Raw genomic sequence first — 17,302 nt, 5'->3', positions numbered from 1 at the left:
GTCGCAGCAACAACCAGGATCGCGCCGTCCATCTGCGCAGCACCGGTGATCATGTTTTTCACATAGTCGGCGTGGCCTGGGCAGTCAACGTGCGCGTAGTGGCGAGTCGGGGTTTCATATTCAACGTGTGAAGTGTTGATGGTGATACCACGAGCTTTCTCTTCTGGTGCGTTATCGATCTGATCGAACGCTTTAGCAGAGCCGCCGTAGGTTTTAGCCAGAACGGTGGTGATAGCTGCAGTCAGAGTGGTTTTACCATGGTCAACGTGACCGATGGTGCCAACGTTTACGTGCAGTTTGTTACGCTGAAATTGCTCTTTCGCCATGGCGATAATTCCTTACGTTGTGCCTTCATGAGTCATGAAGGCATCAGTTCACAATTTTTAAACCGTAGCTTATTTGCTACGAGCTTCAATAACGGCCTGAGCGACGTTGTTCGGCGCATCATCGTACTTCAGGAACTCCATGGAGTAAGAAGCACGGCCTTTGGTCAGAGAACGCAGCTGGGTTGCATATCCGAACATTTCAGACAGTGGAACTTCAGCATGGATCTGAACGCCAGTAGCGTTAGATTCCTGTCCTTTGAGCATACCACGACGACGGCTAAGGTCACCGATAACGTCACCGGTGTTCTCTTCCGGAGTCTCTACTTCAACCTTCATGATCGGCTCAAGCAGAACGGGCTGTGCTTTCTTAAAGCCATCTTTGAAGGCTAAAGAAGCGGCCAGTTTAAACGCCAGCTCAGAGGAGTCAACGTCATGGTAAGAACCGAAGTGCAGACGAACACCCAGATCTACTACCGGGTAACCGGCCAGTGGACCAGACTTCAGCTGCTCCTGGATACCTTTATCAACCGCAGGGATGTATTCAGTTGGAATCACACCACCCTTGATGTCGTTGACGAATTCGTAACCTTTAGGGTTAGAACCCGGCTCCAGTGGGTACATGTCGATAACAACATGACCGTACTGACCACGACCACCAGACTGCTTAGCGTGTTTACCTTCAACATCGGTGATTTTAGCGCGAATCGCTTCGCGATAAGCAACCTGTGGTTTACCGACGTTCGCTTCAACGTTGAACTCACGCTTCATACGGTCAACGATGATGTCGAGGTGCAGCTCACCCATACCAGCGATGATGGTCTGGTTAGATTCTTCATCAGTCCATACGCGGAAAGATGGATCCTCTTTTGCCAGACGACCCAGAGCCAGACCCATTTTTTCCTGGTCAGCTTTGGTTTTCGGCTCAACGGCGATAGAGATTACTGGCTCTGGGAATTCCATGCGCTCAAGAATGATGACATTTTCTGGATCACACAGGGTGTCACCAGTGGTCACATCTTTCAGGCCGATCGCAGCTGCGATGTCGCCCGCACGAACTTCTTTGATCTCTTCACGTTTGTTAGCGTGCATCTGAACGATACGGCCCAGACGCTCACGGTTTGACTTAACCGGGTTGAACACGGTGTCACCGGTGTTAACAACACCAGAGTAAACGCGGAAGAAGGTCAGGTTACCCACAAACGGGTCGGTTGCGATTTTGAACGCCAGAGCAGCAAACGGCTCGTTGTCGTCAGAATGACGCTCAGCCGGCGTGTCTTTACCGTCGTCCAGCATACCGTTGATCGCGGTAACGTCAGTCGGTGCTGGCAGGTATTCAACTACCGCATCCAGCATCGCCTGAACACCTTTGTTCTTAAATGCAGAACCACAGGTAACCAGGATGATTTCGTTTTTCAGCACGCGCTTACGCAGAGAAGTTTTGATCTCTTCTTCAGTCAGCTCTTCACCGCCGAAGAATTTCTCCATCAGCTCATCAGAACCTTCTGCAGCGGCTTCAACCAGATTCGCACGCCATTCATCAGCCAGTTCCTGCATATCAGCTGGGATATCTTCGTAAACGAAGGTAACGCCCTGATCTTCATCGTTCCAGTTGATGGCTTTCATTTTCACCAGGTCAACAACACCGGTGAATTTCTCTTCTGCGCCGATTGCCAGCTGAAGCGGAACCGGGTTTGCACCCAGGCGCGTTTTCATCTGATCAACAACTTTCAGGAAGTTAGCACCCATGCGGTCCATTTTGTTAACGAACGCGATGCGTGGAACTTTATATTTGTTAGCCTGGCGCCATACGGTTTCAGACTGTGGCTGAACACCACCAACCGCACAGTAAACCATTACTGCGCCATCAAGCACACGCATAGAACGCTCAACTTCGATGGTGAAGTCAACGTGTCCCGGGGTGTCAATGATGTTGACGTGGTGTGGCTCGAACTGCTTAGCCATACCTGACCAGTAACAGGTGGTTGCAGCGGAAGTGATGGTAATACCACGTTCCTGTTCCTGCTCCATCCAGTCCATGGTTGCGGCGCCGTCATGCACTTCACCGATCTTGTGGTTTACACCGGTGTAGAACAGAACACGTTCGGTAGTGGTAGTTTTACCGGCGTCGATGTGAGCACTGATACCGATGTTACGATAGCGCTCAATGGGTGTTTTACGAGCCATTTGATTCCTCTGATTCTGAGACGTTCTAAGTTAAAAAAGCCCAGCAGGTAAGCCACTGGGACGCCCGCTGGGTTAATAACAACTACGTGGCTGTTACCAGCGGTAGTGTGCGAACGCCTTGTTGGCTTCAGCCATACGGTGAACGTCTTCACGTTTCTTAACTGCAGTACCTTTGTTCTCTGCAGCGTCAGAAAGTTCGTTCGCCAGGCGAAGAGCCATTGATTTATCACCGCGTTTACGAGCAGCTTCAACGATCCAACGCATTGCCAGAGCATTACGACGAACCGGACGGACTTCAACTGGAACCTGGTAGGTTGAACCACCAACGCGACGTGACTTAACTTCTACAGTCGGACGTACGTTTTCGAGTGCAACTTCGAAAGCTTCCAGACCATCTTTACCTGCACGTTGAGCCAGGGTATCAAGTGCGGTATAGACGATAGATTCTGCAGTAGATTTTTTACCATCTACCATCAGGATGTTTACAAATTTAGCCAGCAATTCTGATCCGAACTTAGGATCTGGCAGGATTTTACGCTGACCAATGACGCGACGACGTGGCATGGAAATACTCCGTTGTTAATTCAGGATTGTCCAAAACTCTACGAGTTTATTTTGACATTAAAGTGAAAATGTTTGGCCTTACTTAACGGAGAACCATTAAGCCTTTGGCTTCTTCACGCCGTACTTGGAGCGTGACTGCTTACGGTCTTTAACACCTGAGCAGTCAAGCGCGCCGCGAACGGTGTGGTAACGCACACCTGGCAAGTCTTTAACACGACCGCCACGAATCAGGATCACTGAGTGTTCCTGGAGGTTATGACCTTCACCGCCGATGTAGGAGGTAACTTCAAAACCGTTAGTCAAACGCACACGGCAAACTTTACGCAGTGCTGAGTTTGGTTTTTTAGGGGTAGTGGTGTACACACGAGTACAAACACCACGTTTCTGCGGGCAAGCTTCCAGCGCAGGCACGTTGCTCTTTGCAACTTTGCGTACGCGTGGTTTGCGAACCAGCTGGTTAACTGTTGCCATTAAATAGCTCCTGGGATTTAGCTTTTTGCTTCGTAAACACGTAATAAATCGCCTCGTATTACTACGAGGAGGCAGAATTTTAGGGCTGTGTCAAAAGGGTGTCAAGAAATAACCAGGTTTTCCTTGCTACCAGGCCACTTGTTGTTGGTGCTTCACCGTCATCGCAACGAAACCAGTATAGTCCAAACGTGCTACTTTGGTCGAAATTTGCTCAACCAACCCACGCGCGACCACATCTTCCTCAAGAACCCAAAGCGCGGCCGGAGAGGCTTGCAGCTTGATGAACATCTGGCTGCCCTCAAGCGCGGCCGTGACGCCATCCTGCATTAGCAGCAAGTCGTCGCCCTTCTGCATCAGCAGTAACAGGCTATCGATATCGCATTGCCAGGGTGATTGCAGCAGCGTGTAGAGCATGTTGGATTCTCAGAAACGAAGGATTCGATGATAAGTGGCGAGTTTCTGGCGCAGTGTCGCGGCATCCAGCACTTCAGCCGTCATCACGCGTTCAGCCGTCAAGCTTTGCCCGCGCGCATCAAGTGACTCTCGGCAGGCGAAACACTGGTCGATGTCGTAGAGATCGAGCACGCCGAACGTCGCGATATAGTTGCGAGCCAAAATCTGCTCAGGCTGCTGTGCGCGTTGCAGTTGCAGTACGCCATCGCCAATAAAGAACAGTCCAATGTCTTCGCTGAGCGCGCCAGTGGCCAGCACCGCATCCAGCCCTTCCCTGCCCGCGCTGCTGCCGTGGGGTGCCTGAGTGAAAAGAAATGCCACACGATTCATCAGAATTGCACCAAACGATCACAGCTCAACGCGGCTTCTGCCAGCGCACCTAAGCCGCTCAGTTTAAAACCAGGCTGCAAATTACTGCCCACCAGTTGCAAGCGCGTCGCTTCCTGCTCATCCGTCACGCCACGGCGCAATGCGGCAGCCACGCAAATATTTAGCGCGGCACCACTCTCTTCGCGCAGTTGCTGCCATGCGCGCACCACATCGACTTCATCGCTGGCAGGTGAAGTGAGCTGATTGGCATTCAGCACGCCTTCTCTATAAAAGAAAACACTTTCCAACTGGTGCCCTGCTTTGAGCAACGCACGAGCAAACAGCAATGCACTACTGGCATTCTGCGTACCGTACGCTGGCCCCGTTACCAGCAAGGTATAGCGCATTAGCGATCCTGCCCCTGGAAGTCTCCACTTTTGAACTGGCGGATGTAGAGATAAACCGTGTGTTTGGAAATATTGAGACGATCGGCCACCTGGTTAATCGCATCCTTGATATCAAAAATTCCCTTCTCGTACAGGTTGAGCACAATCTGGCGATTCTTGGCGTTGTTCGACACATTGCGGTCGTTGCTCACTTCCTCAATGGTAAATTCCAGCGTTTGCATCACCAGGTCTTCGACTGAGCTGGCAAAGTTGACGTTGGAATCTACCTGCTGCATTTCCGGCGGCATAAAGGTCGACATAATCTGCGAGAACGGCACATCAAGGTTCATGTTAATACACAGCAGGCCAATCACGCGCTGCTGACGATTGCGAATCGCGATGGTGACCGATTTCATCAGCACGCCGCTCTTAGCGCGCGTGAAGTAAGCACGGGACACATTGCTGTCAGCGCCATGCATATCGTGCAGCATGCGCAGTGCCAAATCGGTAATCGGCGAGCCCACTTTACGGCCGGTATGTTCACCGTTGGCGATGCGCACGGCGGAGCATTTCAAATCTTCCAGTGAGTGCAGCACGATTTCGCAGTGCGAGCCGATCAGCATCGCGAGGCCATCAACGACGGCTTCGTAAGATTTGAGAATATCGTAATCGGCTTGCTCAAACGGACGTTGCTCCAGTAAATCGAAGTCAGTCAGTTCACCGGGATTGAATGGATTAGACATCGAAGACATTACCCTAAATGGCTGGAGCCTGTCTCGACAGCTTTGGGGCAGACTCATATTGTGATAGTTGTGCAGGCGCTAGTCTGGCAAATGTCGGGATGTTTAGCCAGAGCTTTACTCATTCCCCTAAACAATTTGGGTTGCTGCAAGACGGCATGTTGGTTCATGCCCTGAGCATGAGTGAGGATGGCGAGCACAGCCAGCGCAGCTCAAGTCTGGCGGACAAATAAAAACGCCGCCCGGAGGCGGCGTCAGAAGCGCAAGCAGATTACTGCGCTTTCTTATCAGCAGCGGCCGGAGCCTGTGCTTTCTCATCCGCTTTTGGCGCTGGCTTGATATCCAGCAGCTCAACATCAAATACCAGCGTTGAGTTGGCCGGAATGCCCGGAACGCCATTTTTGCCGTAAGCCAGGTTCGGTGGGATCACCAGCTTGATCTTGCCGCCTTTCTTCACGTGCTTCAGACCTTCGGTCCAGCCTGGGATCACGCCGTCGAGACGGAATGACAGTGGCTCGCCACGGGTGTAAGAGTTATCGAACTCGGTACCGTCGATCAGCGTACCTTTATAGTTCACGACGACGGTGTCGCTGTCTTTAGGTGCGTCACCGGTGCCTTCTTTCTCAACCTGATACAGCAAGCCAGATTCAGTTTTCTTCACGCCTTTTTCTTTGGCGAATTTATCAGCGTAAGCGGCACCCTTGTCAGAGTTCTCTTTCGCGTCTTTTTCCATCTTCGCCTGTGCAGCGCCTTTCACGCGGCCTTCGAAGGCTTGCAGTGTCTGCTCGATCTCTTGATCAGACAGTTTGCTCTTGCCACCGAATGCATCCTGAACACCTGCGATCAACTGATCTTTGTCCAGTTTGATGCCCAGTTTCTCTTGTTCCTTCAGAGAGTTGTCCATGTAGCGACCCAAAGAAGCACCCAGCGCATAAGCTGACTGCTGGTCTTCGTTTTTGAAGGCAGCATTTTTCGGTGCCTGCGGTGCTGCCTGAGCAGCGTCAGCCGGAGCCGCAGCGGTTTCAGCTGCCATTGCCAGCGGTGCATTCAGCGCAATGGCCATGGTGGTAGCTAACAATGTGACTTTAAACAGTGATTTCATCCTTTCTCCAAAACCGAAGCATCTAAACCTCGGGAATCATTGCGGACAGTGGCCCACACTATAACTTTACGTGGCAGCGGCGAACACTCCCACAACGTAATTACCCGCTTAACATCCGACCTTTTTTGCATCAGGAAGTTTCACCAGAGATGAAGGCATTAGCGCTGATTTCAACCGCAAAGCCCCATAAAGGTTAAAAATCGGGTGATTCTGCCGCTAAAGACCGTAGAATCACGCCCGATACGCGCCAGGCGCAGCACCGTGACAGGAGAAGAAATGATGCAGCATGAAGAGTGGGAACAACGCCTTGAGGCGCTGGAGAGCAAACTGGCATTTCAGGAGCACACCATCGATCAGCTCAATCTGACGGTGACTCAACATGAACTGGAGATGAGTCGTATGCGCGAACAGGTACGTTTATTAGTGGATAAAGTGAAAGCCGCGACACCTTCACCGATTGCTTCGCAGTCCGAAGAGACGCCACCACCGCACTATTAAAGCAAAAGGCCACCTGAAGGTGGCCTTTTGTTGTTCAATGCAGAACTTAGTGGCTGCAACCGCAACCGCCAGTACCACAACCGCCCTGGCCGTGATCGTGACCATGGTCGTGATCGTGGTCATGATGATGACCATCTGCACCATGTACATGGCCGTGTGCGATTTCTTCTTCCGTTGCTTCACGGATCGCTACCACTTCCACGTTGAAGTTCAGGTTCTGACCCGCCAGCATGTGGTTACCATCAACCACAACGTGCTCGTCTTCCACTTCAGTGATTTCAACCGGCACTGGACCCTGATCGGTTTCTGCCAGGAAGCGCATGCCAACCTGCAGTTCATCGACGCCCATGAACACGTCTTTTGGTACACGCTGCACCAGGTTGTCATCGTACTGACCGTAAGCGTCGTTTGCCGGAATATGCACATCAAACTTATCGCCAACCGCGTGATTTTCCAGCGCTTTTTCCAGACCAGAAATCAGGGAACCATGACCGTGCAGATAGTCCAACGGTGCACTCACCGGTGACTCGTCAACCAACACACCGTCTTCGGTACGAACCTGATACGCCAGGCTCACCACCAGGTCTTTTGCTACTTTCATGATATCTCCTAACCGTTGAGAACTGAGATCCCGTCTCATTGGTCTATTTTGCGTGCAATAACCAACCAGAAAGGTTCAAGACTGAGGATGCCAACAAATGTGTTGCTGCATACTGCTCAGCGTTAATGGCGCCGATTGTAGCGGAATTCAATCCCGCTGTAAGTTTAAGCTTAAAAAAAGCTGCGCCATTCTGCTACTCAGGATGAAAAATGCCGATCACTTGCTCATTGCTGCGCACCTTATCGCGAACTTGTTTATCCGCTTCACGCATTTGATGGCCGCACTGCACGCACTCCACCACTTCGACATTGTTTTCACGCCACAACGCCAGCGTGTCTTTTTCCTGACATTGCGGACATACCGCACCAGCAATAAAACGTTTACGCATACTCTTTCCTGCCCGCTATTAAGCAACGGATATGTTAAGTGTAGTCCTACTCGTCATCCCAACCGTCAATCTGGCGTTTTTCATGCTGCATTTCGCGCTGGAAGATGTCTTCTAACTCACGACGAGCTTCACGCACGCGTGAAACCTGCGCACTGTCATCATGACTGGGTACCAGTTCACGCAGCATGCGCATATCGAGGCGACGGAAATGCTGCTGCGCGCGCTGTGCCTGATGTGGATGCATCCCCAATGAGATCAGCGTCTTGCGCCCTAACTCCAGCGCACTGGAGAAGGTTTCACGCGAGAACAACGTTACGCCCGCTTGCAGTAATTCATGGGCTTCCACACGGCCACGCGCACGCGCCAGAATTTCCAGCTGCGGGAAGTGCTGCTGGCAAAGGTGAACGATGGACATCGAATCTTCCGGATCATTGCAGGTAATCACAATGGATTGTGCATTCTCCGCACCGGCAGCACGCAGTAACTCAAGCTCAGTGGCATCGCCGTAGTAAACCTTATAGCCATATTTGCGCATCAGGCTGACAGCCGAGATGTCACGCTCCAGCACCGTAATACGCTTATTGTTAGCCATCAGCAAGCGGCCCACCACCTGACCAAAACGACCAAAGCCAACCACAATGACCTGCGGCTGATCATCTTCGACAAACGGCTTCTCATTGTCATCATCGGGCTCATTGAACCGACGTGCGAGAATTTTATCCACCCCTTGCATCAACAGCGGTGTGGTCATCATCGACAGCGTCACCGTCACCAGCAACAGTGGTAATTGATCGCCGCTAAACAGTTTGGCCGACGAGGCCGCTGAAAACAGCACAAAAGCAAATTCACCGCCCTGGCTAAGCACCCCGGCAAACTGCAGGCGCTCGGAACTGCGTAAACCATAAATACGGCCCAGCACATAGAGCACCAGCGTCTTGACCGCCACGAGAATCACTACGCCAAGGATAATCTCCGCGATATGGGTATAGAGTACGCCCAAATTCAGCGCCATGCCGACGGAAATAAAGAACAGCCCGAGCAGCAACCCTTTGAAGGGTTCGATCGCCACTTCCAGCTCGTGCCGATATTCACTCTCGGCCAGCAGGATCCCGGCGATAAAGGTGCCGAGCGCCATCGACAGCCCTAGCATATCCATAAACAGCGCCGAGCCCAGCACCAGTAATAATGAAGCCGCCGTGAACACTTCACGCACACCGGAAGCGGCGATAAAGCGGAAAATCGGACGCAGCAGATAACGGCCACCCACCAGCATGCCGGCAAACGCCAGCACCTTCATGCCCACTTTCAGCCAGTCAACATGCCCGCTGTCCCCTCCGGCCAGCAACGGCACGAGGGCTAATGCGGGGATGACAGCCAAATCCTGGAAGAGGAGCACTGAGAAGCCGAGTTGTCCCGCTTCGCTACGATTCATGCCTTTATCGCGCATCAATTGCAGTGCCATAGCCGTCGAAGACATTGCCAGGCCAATCCCGCCGATCACCGCGGCTTGCCAGCTAAAGTTGGTCAGCCACATCAGCACACCGAGAATCGCGGTAGAAACCAATACCTGCGCAGCGCCCACACCAAAGATTGAACGTCTTAACGCCCAAAGCTTGGCGGGATTCAACTCCAGCCCGATGATGAACATCAGGAACACCACGCCGAGTTCGGAGAAGTGCAGAATCTCATCGACGTCACTAATAAACCCGAGTCCCCACGGGCCGATAGCAATACCCGCCAGCAGATAACCCAGCACCGCGCCAATGCCGAGACGTGCCGCAACCGGCACCACAACCACAGCGGCCACCAGATAAATCACTCCGGCAGTGAGTAACGTTTGACCTTCCATCACATCACTCCCTGCGGCAAGGGTGAAGAGAGCCAATCGCGGTAGGCGCGCGCATAATTGCGCATCACTTCCGGTGTCTGGCGGCGAGCCCAATAGATCACCATCGGCGTCATCCAATGCATACGACACATCTGCGCCGTCAGCTCAAACGGACGCATGATATCGCTCATCGGATAACGATTCAGGCCGTTATGGTGATACGCGGTTTCCGGTTCTCCGGTGGTCACCACGCTGCGCCAGTACTTGCCCTCCAGCGCATTCCCGTCCTGGCCGCTGGCAAACCCACGCGACAACACGCGATCCAGCCACTCTTTCAGCAAAGCCGGGCAGCTATAGGTATACAACGGATGCTGGAAAACGATGATTTGGTGTTCGCGCAACAGCTGCTGCTCGTAATGAATATCAATGAAAAAATCCGGATAGTGGGCGTATAAATCGTGCACCGTGACGTGGTCCAGTTCCATAGCCGACTGCAGCAAAACCCGATTAGCAATCGAATCCTGTGTTTCCGGATGGGCGTAAAGCAGCAAAATTTTGGGTGGCTGCGACATCGTTCCCCTCCAAAGCGTCGTCACCGCAACGGAATTCCGCTACCATGCTCGACGCAACTAACCATTATTGAATTATGTTGCCGATAAATTAACATATTCTGACGATACGGCGCTTATGATTGTCTTTTCCGCATTACAAATACGCCGCGGCACTAACGTGCTGCTGGACAACGCAACAGCCACCATTAATCCCGGCCAAAAAGTCGGTTTGGTGGGTAAGAACGGCTGTGGAAAATCCACGCTGCTGTCGCTCCTGAAGGGCGAAATTAGCAGTGATGCAGGCAATTTCACTTTTCCAGGTAACTGGGCGCTGGCATGGGTGAACCAGGAAACCCCGGCCCTCACTAAAGCCGCGCTGGAATATGTTATCGACGGCGACCGCGAATATCGTCAGCTTGAATCCGAATTAGCTGATGCCAACGCCAGGGATGACGGCAACGCCATCGCTCTGCTGCATGGCAAGCTGGATGCAATTCAGGCGTGGAGCATACATGCTCGCGCCTCCAGCCTGCTGCACGGATTGGGCTTTAGCCAGGAACAATTAATGCGGCCGGTGAGTGATTTCTCCGGTGGCTGGCGCATGCGCCTTAACCTTGCGCAAGCGCTGGTGTGCCGATCCGATCTGCTACTACTGGATGAGCCGACTAACCACCTCGATCTTGACGCTGTTATCTGGCTAGAGCGCTGGTTGAAAAGCTATGAAGGCACGCTGATCCTCATCTCGCATGACCGTGACTTCCTTGATCCGGTGGTGGATAAAATCATTCATATCGAACAGCAGACGATGTTCGAATACACCGGCAACTATAGCTCGTTCGAGCGCCAGCGCGTCGCCAAACTGGCGCAGCAGCAGGCGTTGTTCCAGAGCCAGCAGGAAAAAGTACAGCACCTGCAAAAGTACATCGATCGCTTCCGCGCCCAGGCCACTAAAGCCAAACAGGCGCAGAGCCGTATCAAGATGCTGGAGCGCATGGAGTTAATTGCCCCGGCTCACGTCGATAACCCGTTTAGCTTCAGCTTCCGCGCACCAGAGAGCCTGCCCAATCCATTATTGAAAATGGAGAAAGTCACGGCGGGTTACGGCGAACGCATCATTCTTGATGCCATCAAACTCAATCTGGTGCCGGGTTCACGCATTGGTCTACTCGGCCGTAACGGCGCGGGTAAATCAACGCTGATCAAACTGCTGGCCGGTGAAATTGAAGCGCTGGATGGCAAAGTTGGCCTGGCAAAAGGCATCAAGCTTGGCTACTTCGCTCAGCATCAACTTGAATACCTGCGCGCCGATGAATCGCCATTGCAGCATCTGGCCCGTATTGCGCCACAAACGCTGGAACAACAGCTGCGTGATTATCTGGGCGGCTTCGGTTTCCAGGGTGATAAAGTCAGTGAAATCACTGAACGTTTCTCAGGCGGTGAAAAAGCGCGACTGGTGCTGGCACTGATCGTCTGGCAACGTCCAAATCTGCTGCTACTCGATGAACCGACCAACCACCTTGATCTCGACATGCGTCAGGCATTGACCGAAGCGCTGATTGATTTCGAGGGTGCGCTGGTGGTGGTTTCGCATGACCGTCATTTACTACGATCCACAACCGACGATCTCTATCTGGTGCATGACCGCAAAGTCGATGTGTTTGAAGGCGATCTCGATGATTACCAGCAGTGGTTGAGCGATCTGCAAAAGCAGCAAGCCCAGCAGGATGCTGCACCGAAGCAGGATAACGCCAACAGCGCCCAGTCTCGTAAAGATCAGAAACGCCGCGATGCTGAACTGCGCGCGCAAACCCAGCCGTTGCGTAAAGAGATCGAGAAGTTAGAGAAGCAGATGGCGAAGTGGCAGAGCCAGCTCCGCGAAGCGGAAGCGATGCTGTCAGACAGTGCAATTTACGATCAGAGCCGTAAGGCCGATTTAACCTCGGCGCTGCAACGTCAGGCTGAAAGCAAATCGGCGCTGGAAGACGTTGAAATGGCCTGGCTGGATGCCCAGGAACAACTGGAGCAAATGCTGGCGAATTAGTGTTCAGCATCCATGCTGCCCCTGCAGGGTGAGTGCCTGCTGTAAGATCAGCAGGCAGGGTTCGCATCTCTGGAAGGCCAGCATTCTTGTTCAGCTTCTGCTGTCAGGCAAGTATGTCTGGTGCGGATTTCGTGGATGCTCAGCGTCTGTTGTAAGTCCGGTATTCTTGTTCAACTTCTGCCGACAGGTCGGCATTTAGGCCGACCTGGTTAACCACCGCACTCTTTTAAAACGGAACATCCCCTAACACCGTCGCCCGATGCATTACTCGCCGCGCCGGATAGTAATCGGCATTCGCATAATGCTGCGTGACGCGGTTATCCCAAATAGCCACATCATTCTCCTGCCAGCGCCAGCGCACCTGAAACTCCGGTTTTGCCGTGTGCCAGAACAGGAAATTCAGCAGTGCTTCGCTCTCCTTCTCACTCAATCCCAGTAAACGCGTCGTGAAGCCTTCATTGACAAACAGCGCCTTGCGCCCGCTCACCGGATGGGTACGAATCACCGGATGCTGCACCGGCGGATGTTTGGCGACCGCTTGCTGCCAGCGCTGATGCTCTTCTTCCGTCTTGCGGTACTTATACTCCTGGAACGACTTCTTAAAATCATGCTCCGCCTGCAAGCCGCTCAGCAGTTGCTTAAACGGTTCGGACAACGCTTCATAGGCCGCAATACCCGTTGACCACAACGTATCGCCACCGCTTTCCGGCAGCAGCTTAGACGCTAAAATCGCAATCGCCGGCGGCGTTTCAATAAAGGTCACATCGGTGTGCCAGTTATCATTATCCGGTGGATTATCCTGATGGGTATCCAGCACGATAATTTCTTCCACCCCCTCTGCATGCGGATACACCGGATGGATGTGCAGATCACCGAAGCGGATCGCCAAAGCGCGCTGCTGTTCCGGCGTGATCACCTGATTGCGCAGGAACAACAACTGATGGCGCAGCAGACCATGATATAGCTGCTCAAACTGCGCGTCGCTTAACGGGCGGCTGAGATCGAGATCGCTAACCTGCGCACCGATATGCGGGCCCAGCGCGGTAAAAGTGATACGTTCGTTCATTGCTGTTCTCCATTCCAGGGCGTTAATCGGCGCTGCAAAGCGCGCAGACCCAGTTCTAAGCTAAAAGCGATCAAGGCAATTACGGCGATTCCGGCCAGCACCACATCGGTGGCAAGGAACTCGCCCGCCGACTGCACCATAAATCCCAGTCCGCGCGTGGCAGCAATCAGTTCGGCGGCCACCAGCGTCGACCAACCCACGCCGAGGCCAATGCGTAAACCGGTAAGGATTTCAGGCAATGCGCCCGGCAGGATGACAAAGCACAGCAGTTGCCAGCGCGTAGCACCTAGTGCCTGCGCAGCGCGAATCCGTACCTGCTGAGCGTTTTTCACCCCTGCCAGCGTCGACAGCGTCACCGGCGCGAAGATCGCCAGATAGATCAGTAAGATTTTCGAGGTTTCGCCGATGCCAAACCAAATCACCATCAGCGGCAAATAGGCCAATGGCGGCACCGGACGATAGAGTTCAATCAGCGGATCGAGCAGCCCACGAATCGCCGGGCTCAGGCCCATTGCAATCCCCACCGGGATGCCAATCAACGCAGCGAAGAACAGCGCCACCAGCATGCGCGTCAGGCTGGCGCCCAGATGCTGCCATAGGGTCGCATCCATAAAGCCTTGCGGGCTGGCGATCAGCAGCAGCTTTTGCAGCACCTGCTGGGGCGGCGGCAGAAATAGCGGTGCCACCAAATTGAGCGCCGTCACGCTCCACCACACCAGCAGCAGCACGGCTACACTCAGCAAGCTCAGGGAAAACTGCGGTGAAAAAGGCCAGCGCAACGTGCGTCGGCGAGTCTGGGTTTTCTCATCAATCACCGCGCTCATACAAACGCCTCCCGCTGGGAAAAGACCTGATTCAGCACATATTCACGGCGCTCGATAAAGGCCGGGTCGGATTTGATACTGCGGCACGGTTCACCCGCAGCGAAGCGCTGACCGAAGTCGAGTTTGATGCGCTCAACCACACGGCCTGGCCCCGGCGACAGCAGCACCAGTTCGCTGGCAAGAAACACCGCTTCTTCAATATCGTGGGTAATCAGCAGAATCTGTTTGCCGGTATCACGCCACAGCGTCAGCAGCAGGGTTTGCATCTGTTCGCGTGTAAAGGCATCCAGCGCACCAAACGGCTCATCTAACAGCAGCAACTGAGGATCAGCCGCCAGCGCACGCGCAATCCCCACGCGCTGACGTTGCCCCCCAGAGAGCTGCCAGACAAAACGCTTTTCTGCCCCTTCCAGTCCGACTTTGCGGATTAAACGGCGAGCAATGGTGTGGCGTTCAGCCTTGTCCATTCCCGCCAGCTGCAAGCCAAACGCCACGTTATCGATCACGTTACGCCACGGCAGTAGCCCTTCGTTCTGAAACACCACGCCACGTTCTGCGCCCGGTCCATTTACCGCTTTGCCATCCAGCGTGATACTGCCTGACTCCAGCGGCAGGAATCCGGCGATCAAGTTCAGTAAGGTGGTTTTGCCACAGCCTGACGGTCCCAGCACCACCAGCAGGTCGCGTTGTTCCAGCTGCAGGTTGATATCCTGCAGCGCGGGTTGTCCGGCGTAACGTGCATTCAGATTGGTGATGCTGAGCATACGGCCTCCGTTATTTCGCCAAAGGCGCGACAAAGCGCGTGGTGACAAAGCTGCTGTAATCATTAGCGGCATCCGGCACTTTGCCCTGCTCTTTCAGGAAGCGCGCGGTATCAACAATGGCTTTGTTCACTGACTTGCCCAGCTGTTCCACCTGCTGCTGTGCGGTCAGGTAGGTATTGCCTTGCACCAGAACCGGCACATCGCTTTCCGGTACGCCACTCAGGCGCGCCAGTTTGCTGAGATTGTCGGGCTGCTTGAGCCACTGTTCTGGATTCGCAATGTAGGCTTGCTGTGCCTCAATCGCACTGCGCGCGAAAGCGGTGACCACTTCAGGATGCTGCTGAGCGAAATCTTTGCGTACCACCCACACATCCAGCGTTGGCGATCCCCATTTGCCCACCTGTGAAGAGTCGGTTAACACCGTGCCATCCTTTTCCAGCTCGTTTACCGCCGGTGACCAGACGTACGCGCCGTCGATATCACCGCGTTTCCACGCTGCAATAATGGCTGGCGGTTGCAGATTCACTAACTGCACCTGCGATGGCTTGATGCCCCAATGTTTGAGCGCTGACAGCAGGCTGTAATGGGTGGTGGAGATGAAGGGCACGGCGATGCGTTTGCCAATCAGATCTCTGGGACTGGTGATGGATTTTTTGACCACCAGCGCTTCGGAATTGCCAAGCTGTGATGCCAGTAAGAAAGCTTCGATGGGCAACTGCTGTGTTGCCGCCACTGCCAGCGGGCTAGACCCGATATTACCGATTTGCACATCACCAGAAGCCAATGCCCGCAGCACGCTGGCACCGCTATCAAACTTGCGCCAGTCGACCGTCGCGCCACTCTCTTTAGCAAAGGTGTTATCGGCCTGCGCCACTTTGGCCGGTTCCGCCGAGGTTTGATATGCCACGGTGACGTTGACCGCCTGTGCCTGGAATGCCATCAGGGCCAATGCTGCCGCCACTGCCGTTATCGTTTTTTTTACTGCCATCATCATTCACCCCAAAGTTATGTCGTGATGGCAGTTTCTCCAGCGGCTGTAATTTCATAAAGGAATTAAAAATTATCCCTAATGAAAATCTGTTCTTAGATCAACATCGGGCAACGCTATGCGAAATGCGCAAATGCAAAGAAGGCGTAAAGACGGAAATATGTCACACGCTCACATAGCGACTGTGCTATTGATAGGCTTCTGATTTTTCACCTCTACTGGCGGTACTGAAATCCATGTCGATTGAGAAAGTTGCCCGTCTTGCTGGCGTATCTAAAGCCACGGTTTCTCGGGTGTTGAACCAGCATCCCGGCGTGCGTACAGATACGCGAGAGAAAGTATTGGCGGCCATCAATCACTGTGACTATCAGCCTAATCTGCTGGCCCGCCAGCTGCGTACTGCCCAAAGTCATATGTTGCTGGTGTTAATTTCAGACATCACTAATCCCTTCTGCTCACGTGTGGTGCAAGGTATTGAAGCTGAAGCCGAAGCGCAGGGTTATCACATCTTGCTGTGCAATTCGGCCTCACAGTTGCCACGCGAAGCCGCTTATCTGGCGTTGTTAAGCGGTAAAGTGGTTGACGGTGTGATCACCATGGATGCCGCCGCCTGCTTGCAGCAGTTAAAAGGTTTGATTGGTGACGCACCCTGGGTGCAATGCGCCGAATACGATCCGGCCATTCCCGCCTCAAGTGTCACCATTGATAATAAAGAAGCGGCGTTTGAAACCGTGCGCTATCTGGCCAGCAAAGGTCGCAGACGTATCGCACTGGTGAATTGTGATATGCGCTATCTCTATTCCCATCAGCGTGAAAGTGGCTATCGCGAAGCGCTGGAGCAGCTGGAACTGAATTGGGGTGGCGTGGCTTACGCGGAAAACATTTCGTGTGAAGCGGGCAGTGCCGCCCTGCGTGAACTGCTGGCAAGACCGGAGCGACCAGACGCCGTGTTTGCGGTCTCAGATGTGCTGGCGGTTGGCGTGATTCACGCCGCGCTGGAGGCCGGATTGCGCATTCCGGAAGATCTCGCTGTCGTGGGGTTTGATGGTATTCCCTTCACCAGCAGCCTCAATCCACCGCTGACCACCATCGAACAACCGATGAATCGGCTGGGTGCACGCAGTGTTCAGCTGTTACTGAACCGCATCCGCCAGCCGCACAGTGAAGTGGTGCGTGAGGTGTTACCCTGGAAGCGCGTTGAACGCGCCTCCAGCTAAC

The 17,302-nt window shown here is 53.5% G+C and carries 20 protein-coding genes; 3 read left to right on the top strand and 17 right to left on the bottom strand.

Annotated elements, in window-relative coordinates; all coding sequences use genetic code 11:
- The 9 genes from JK231_RS19000 to fkpA all read right to left on the bottom strand — a co-directional run.
- On the bottom strand, positions 1–326 hold a 326-nt coding region (locus JK231_RS19000), incomplete at its 3' end, for a GTP-binding protein (protein ID WP_249221757.1).
- A gap of 69 nt (positions 327–395) precedes the next feature.
- Positions 396–2,510, bottom strand: coding sequence for an elongation factor G (gene fusA / locus JK231_RS18995; protein ID WP_034830766.1), 2,115 nt, complete (start codon positions 2,508–2,510; stop codon positions 396–398).
- A 93-nt stretch (positions 2,511–2,603) separates the two neighbouring features.
- The gene (rpsG, locus tag JK231_RS18990) at positions 2,604–3,074 is read right to left on the bottom strand and encodes a 30S ribosomal protein S7 (protein WP_007886246.1); all 471 of its coding nucleotides are present in this window, start codon (positions 3,072–3,074) and stop codon (positions 2,604–2,606) included.
- A gap of 96 nt (positions 3,075–3,170) precedes the next feature.
- The gene (gene rpsL / locus JK231_RS18985; protein ID WP_006120575.1) at positions 3,171–3,545 is read right to left on the bottom strand and encodes a 30S ribosomal protein S12; all 375 of its coding nucleotides are present in this window, start codon (positions 3,543–3,545) and stop codon (positions 3,171–3,173) included.
- Between the two features lie 126 nt (positions 3,546–3,671).
- Complete coding sequence (gene tusB / locus JK231_RS18980) at positions 3,672–3,959, bottom strand: sulfurtransferase complex subunit TusB (protein WP_211729249.1); 288 nt, start codon at positions 3,957–3,959, stop codon at positions 3,672–3,674.
- Between the two features lie 9 nt (positions 3,960–3,968).
- Positions 3,969–4,328 (bottom strand): sulfurtransferase complex subunit TusC, encoded by a 360-nt coding sequence (gene tusC / locus JK231_RS18975; protein ID WP_034830771.1) that lies wholly within the window; start codon positions 4,326–4,328, stop codon positions 3,969–3,971.
- Entirely contained in the window at positions 4,328–4,714 is a 387-nt protein-coding gene (gene tusD, locus JK231_RS18970) for a sulfurtransferase complex subunit TusD (protein WP_160834688.1), read from the bottom strand. Before tusD ends, tusC begins: the two co-directional genes overlap by 1 nt.
- Positions 4,714–5,436: a transcriptional regulator gene (locus JK231_RS18965; protein WP_034830776.1), complete on the bottom strand. Its 723-nt coding sequence runs from the start codon at positions 5,434–5,436 to the stop codon at positions 4,714–4,716. The genes tusD and JK231_RS18965 overlap by 1 nt, the downstream gene beginning before the upstream one ends.
- 268 nt (positions 5,437–5,704) lie before the next feature.
- The gene (gene fkpA, locus JK231_RS18960) at positions 5,705–6,535 is read right to left on the bottom strand and encodes an FKBP-type peptidyl-prolyl cis-trans isomerase (protein ID WP_045833796.1); all 831 of its coding nucleotides are present in this window, start codon (positions 6,533–6,535) and stop codon (positions 5,705–5,707) included.
- Between the two features lie 279 nt (positions 6,536–6,814).
- Between fkpA and JK231_RS18955 the strand changes: the two genes are divergently transcribed.
- The gene (locus JK231_RS18955; RefSeq protein ID WP_034830802.1) at positions 6,815–7,033 is read left to right on the top strand and encodes a SlyX family protein; all 219 of its coding nucleotides are present in this window, start codon (positions 6,815–6,817) and stop codon (positions 7,031–7,033) included.
- Between the two features lie 46 nt (positions 7,034–7,079).
- Here the strand turns inward: JK231_RS18955 and slyD are convergent, their stop codons facing one another.
- The 4 genes from slyD to kefG all read right to left on the bottom strand — a co-directional run bounded on the left by slyD (position 7,080) and on the right by kefG (position 10,422).
- The gene (gene slyD, locus JK231_RS18950) at positions 7,080–7,634 is read right to left on the bottom strand and encodes a peptidylprolyl isomerase (RefSeq protein ID WP_034830781.1); all 555 of its coding nucleotides are present in this window, start codon (positions 7,632–7,634) and stop codon (positions 7,080–7,082) included.
- A gap of 193 nt (positions 7,635–7,827) precedes the next feature.
- Complete coding sequence (locus JK231_RS18945; protein ID WP_034830784.1) at positions 7,828–8,022, bottom strand: YheV family putative zinc ribbon protein; 195 nt, start codon at positions 8,020–8,022, stop codon at positions 7,828–7,830.
- Between the two features lie 46 nt (positions 8,023–8,068).
- The gene (gene kefB / locus JK231_RS18940; RefSeq protein ID WP_211729248.1) at positions 8,069–9,871 is read right to left on the bottom strand and encodes a glutathione-regulated potassium-efflux system protein KefB; all 1,803 of its coding nucleotides are present in this window, start codon (positions 9,869–9,871) and stop codon (positions 8,069–8,071) included.
- Positions 9,871–10,422: a glutathione-regulated potassium-efflux system ancillary protein KefG gene (gene kefG, locus JK231_RS18935; RefSeq protein ID WP_034830789.1), complete on the bottom strand. Its 552-nt coding sequence runs from the start codon at positions 10,420–10,422 to the stop codon at positions 9,871–9,873. Before kefG ends, kefB begins: the two co-directional genes overlap by 1 nt.
- A 115-nt stretch (positions 10,423–10,537) precedes the next feature.
- Here kefG and JK231_RS18930 point away from each other — a divergent pair, with 115 nt between their 5' ends.
- Entirely contained in the window at positions 10,538–12,442 is a 1,905-nt protein-coding gene (locus JK231_RS18930; RefSeq protein WP_211729247.1) for an ABC transporter ATP-binding protein, read from the top strand.
- A gap of 226 nt (positions 12,443–12,668) precedes the next feature.
- Here JK231_RS18930 and tauD read toward each other — a convergent pair whose 3' ends face one another.
- From tauD to tauA, 4 genes are read right to left on the bottom strand one after another with little or no spacing between them, the layout of a single operon-like run.
- Positions 12,669–13,508, bottom strand: coding sequence for a taurine dioxygenase (gene tauD, locus JK231_RS18925; protein ID WP_211729246.1), 840 nt, complete (start codon positions 13,506–13,508; stop codon positions 12,669–12,671).
- Positions 13,505–14,332 carry a taurine ABC transporter permease TauC gene (gene tauC / locus JK231_RS18920; protein ID WP_211729245.1) on the bottom strand — a complete coding sequence of 276 codons (828 nt, stop codon included), beginning with the start codon at positions 14,330–14,332 and terminating at the stop codon, positions 13,505–13,507. The genes tauD and tauC overlap by 4 nt, the downstream gene beginning before the upstream one ends.
- Positions 14,329–15,096, bottom strand: a complete 768-nt coding sequence (tauB, locus tag JK231_RS18915; protein ID WP_097119696.1) for a taurine ABC transporter ATP-binding subunit — start codon at positions 15,094–15,096, stop codon at positions 14,329–14,331. Before tauB ends, tauC begins: the two co-directional genes overlap by 4 nt.
- 10 nt (positions 15,097–15,106) lie before the next feature.
- The gene (gene tauA, locus JK231_RS18910) at positions 15,107–16,084 is read right to left on the bottom strand and encodes a taurine ABC transporter substrate-binding protein (RefSeq protein WP_211729244.1); all 978 of its coding nucleotides are present in this window, start codon (positions 16,082–16,084) and stop codon (positions 15,107–15,109) included.
- Between the two features lie 236 nt (positions 16,085–16,320).
- Here tauA and JK231_RS18905 point away from each other — a divergent pair, with 236 nt between their 5' ends.
- The gene (locus JK231_RS18905) at positions 16,321–17,301 is read left to right on the top strand and encodes a LacI family DNA-binding transcriptional regulator (RefSeq protein ID WP_160834617.1); all 981 of its coding nucleotides are present in this window, start codon (positions 16,321–16,323) and stop codon (positions 17,299–17,301) included.
- Position 17,302 lies beyond the last annotated feature (1 nt).

This window comes from Pantoea sp. JGM49 (assembly GCF_018257655.1).
In the GTDB taxonomy this organism is placed as follows: domain Bacteria; phylum Pseudomonadota; class Gammaproteobacteria; order Enterobacterales; family Enterobacteriaceae; genus Pantoea; species Pantoea communis.
This window is presented reverse-complemented; position numbering and strand designations above follow the sequence as displayed.